This is a genomic window from Secundilactobacillus paracollinoides DSM 15502 = JCM 11969, assembly GCF_001311135.1.
Lineage (GTDB): Bacteria > Bacillota > Bacilli > Lactobacillales > Lactobacillaceae > Secundilactobacillus > Secundilactobacillus paracollinoides.
The window spans coordinates 1-3,254 of the sequence record NZ_BBAG01000120.1; the positions used below are offsets into that span (position 1 = coordinate 1).

General features: G+C 50.2%; 2 rRNA genes. Both read right to left on the bottom strand.

The annotated features are described in order from the left end of the window. Window positions 1-117: ribosomal RNA gene (rrf, locus tag JCM11969_RS16260) — 5S ribosomal RNA — on the bottom strand. Between the two features lie 68 nt (window positions 118-185). Then, window positions 186-3,104 (bottom strand): 23S ribosomal RNA (locus tag JCM11969_RS16265). Window positions 3,105-3,254: the final 150 nt, after the last annotated feature.

The following is a 3,254-nucleotide window of genomic DNA, read 5'->3' on the forward strand; positions in this document are numbered from 1 at the left end:
GCGTGGCAACGTCCTACCCTCGCAGGGGGCGATCCCCCAACTACTCTTGGCGTGCTGAAGCTTAACTTCTGTGTTCGGCATGGGAACAGGTGTATCCTTCAGGCTATCGCCACCACACTATTGAGAACTGATGCTCTCAAAACTAGATAATATCGTTTTCCTACCGGAAATCACCGTTTTCTTACTTGGTTAAGTCCTCGACCGATTAGTACTAGTCCGCTCCATCCATCACTGGACTTCCACTTCTAGCCTATCTACCTGATCATCTCTCAGGGGTCTTACTTCCATATAGGAATGGGAAATCTCATCTTGAGGCGAGTTTCACACTTAGATGCTTTCAGCGTTTATCTCATCCACACATAGCTACTCAGCAATGCGCCTGGCGGCACAACTGATACACCAGCGGTGTGTCCATTCCGGTCCTCTCGTACTAGGAACAGCTCCTCTCAAATTTCCTACGCCCGCGACGGATAGGGACCGAACTGTCTCACGACGTTCTGAACCCAGCTCGCGTACCGCTTTAATGGGCGAACAGCCCAACCCTTGGGACCGACTACAGCCCCAGGATGCGATGAGCCGACATCGAGGTGCCAAACCTCCCGTCGATGTGGACTCTTGGGGGAGATAAGCCTGTTATCCCCAGGGTAGCTTTTATCCGTTGAGCGATGGCCCTTCCATACGGTACCACCGGATCACTAAGCCCGACTTTCGTCCCTGCTCGACCTGTCTGTCTCGCAGTCAAGCTCCCTTCTGCCTTTACACTCTACGAATGATTTCCAACCATTCTGAGGGAACCTTTGGGCGCCTCCGTTACTTTTTAGGAGGCGACCGCCCCAGTCAAACTGCCCACCTGACACTGTCTCCCACCACGCTAAGTGGTGCGGGTTAGAGTGTTCACACAACAAGGGTCGTATCCCACCAGCGCCTCTGCCGAAACTAGCGTTCCGGCCTCTACGGCTCCGACCTATCCTGTACAAGTTGTGTCAACACCCAATATCAAGCTACAGTAAAGCTCCATGGGGTCTTTCCGTCCTGTCGCGGGTAACCTGCATCTTCACAGGTACTATAATTTCACCGAGTCTCTTGTTGAGACAGTGCTCAGATCGTTACGCCTTTCGTGCGGGTCGGAACTTACCCGACAAGGAATTTCGCTACCTTAGGACCGTTATAGTTACGGCCGCCGTTTACTGGGGCTTCATTTCTGGGCTTCGCCGAAGCTAACTCATCCACTTAACCTTCCAGCACCGGGCAGGCGTCAGCCCCTATACGTCATCTTACGATTTTGCAGAAACCTGTGTTTTTGATAAACAGTCGCCTGAGCCTTTTCACTGCGGCTGCACTTGCGTGCAGCACCCCTTCTCCCGAAGTTACGGGGTCATTTTGCCGAGTTCCTTAACAAGAGTTCACTCGCACACCTTAGGATACTCTCCTCGACTACCTGTGTCGGTTTGCGGTACGGGTAATAAAGTATTCACTAGAAGCTTTTCTCGGCAGTGTGACGTCGGCCACTTCCCTACTTAAATTCGGTCCTCATCACAGCTTGTCAACCCGGCTGCCAGCATTTAACTGGTAACCTGACTTACTGCTTGAACGCACATTTCCAATCGTGCGCACGGCTTAGCCTCCTGCGTCCCTCCATCGTTCAAACACACTTTACTAGTACAGGAATCTCAACCTGTTAGCCATCGCTTACGCCTCTCGGCCTCAGCTTAGGTCCCGACTAACCCTGGGAGGACGAGCCTTCCCCAGGAAACCTTAGTCATTCGGTGGATCAGATTCTCACTGATCTTTCGCTACTCATACCGGCATTCTCACTTCTAAGCGCTCCACTAGTCCTTACGATCTAGCTTCACCGCCCTTAGAACGCTCTCCTATCACGTGACCTAATGGTCACATCCACAATTTCGGTGGTATCCTTAGCCCCGGTACATTTTCGGCGCAAAATCACTCGGCTAGTGAGCTATTACGCACTCTTTAAATGGTGGCTGCTTCTGAGCCAACATCCTAGCTGTCTATGCAACTTCACCGCCTTTTCCACTTAGGATACACTTAGGGACCTTAATTGGTGGTCTGGGCTGTTCCCCTTTCGACGATGGATCTTATCACTCACCGTCTGACTCCCGGATATAAATCTGTGGCATTCGGAGTTTATCTGAATTCAGTAACCCATGACGGGCCCCTAGTCCAAACAGTGGCTCTACCTCCACGATTCTCAATTCCGAGGCTAGCCCTAAAGCTATTTCGGAGAGAACCAGCTATCTCCAAGTTCGTTTGGAATTTCACCGCTACCCACACCTCATCCCAGCACTTTTCAACGTACACGGGTTCGGGCCTCCAGTGCGTTTTACCGCACCTTCACCCTGGACATGGGTAGGTCACCTGGTTTCGGGTCTACACCAACATACTGAAACGCCCGTTTCAGACTCGCTTTCGCTACGGCTCCGTCTTTTCAACTTAACCTTGCATGTTAGCGTAACTCGCCGGTTCATTCTACAAAAGGCACGCTGTCACCCATTAACGGGCTCCAACTAATTGTAGGCACATGGTTTCAGGAACTATTTCACTCCCCTTCCGGGGTGCTTTTCACCTTTCCCTCACGGTACTGGTTCACTATCGGTCACTAGGGAGTATTTAGCCTTGGGAGATGGTCCTCCCGGATTCCGACCAGGTTTCACGTGTCTGGCCGTACTCAGGATCCTGAACTGAGGGTTATTGGTTTCGTTTACGGGGCTATCACCCTCTTTGGCCAGGCTTCCCAACCTGTTCAACTACCAACAACTTTGGTAACTCAAATGTTCAGTCCTACAACCCCAGGAAGCAAGCTTCCTGGTTTGGGCTGTTCCCACTTCGCTCGCCGCTACTATGGGAATCGCAATTGCTTTCTCTTCCTGTGGGTACTTAGATGTTTCAGTTCCCCACGTCTGCCTTTACTTAGCTATGTATTCACTAAGCAATAACCATCGGTTAAGATGGCTGGGTTTCCCCATTCGGAAATCTCCGGATCAAAGCTTACGTACAGCTCCCCGAAGCATATCGGTGTTAGTCCCGTCCTTCATCGGCTCCTAGTGCCAAGGCATTCACCATGCGCCCTTGTTAACTTAACCTAAATCACTAACGTGATTTCAGTTAATTGAGTATATGCGAAGTAGTTTAACTACTAATAAAAAACTCAAAATAACGCGGTGTTCTCGGCTTAATTAATGAAATTATTAATTAATAAAAGAAAATTGATATTATCTAGTTTTCAAAGAACC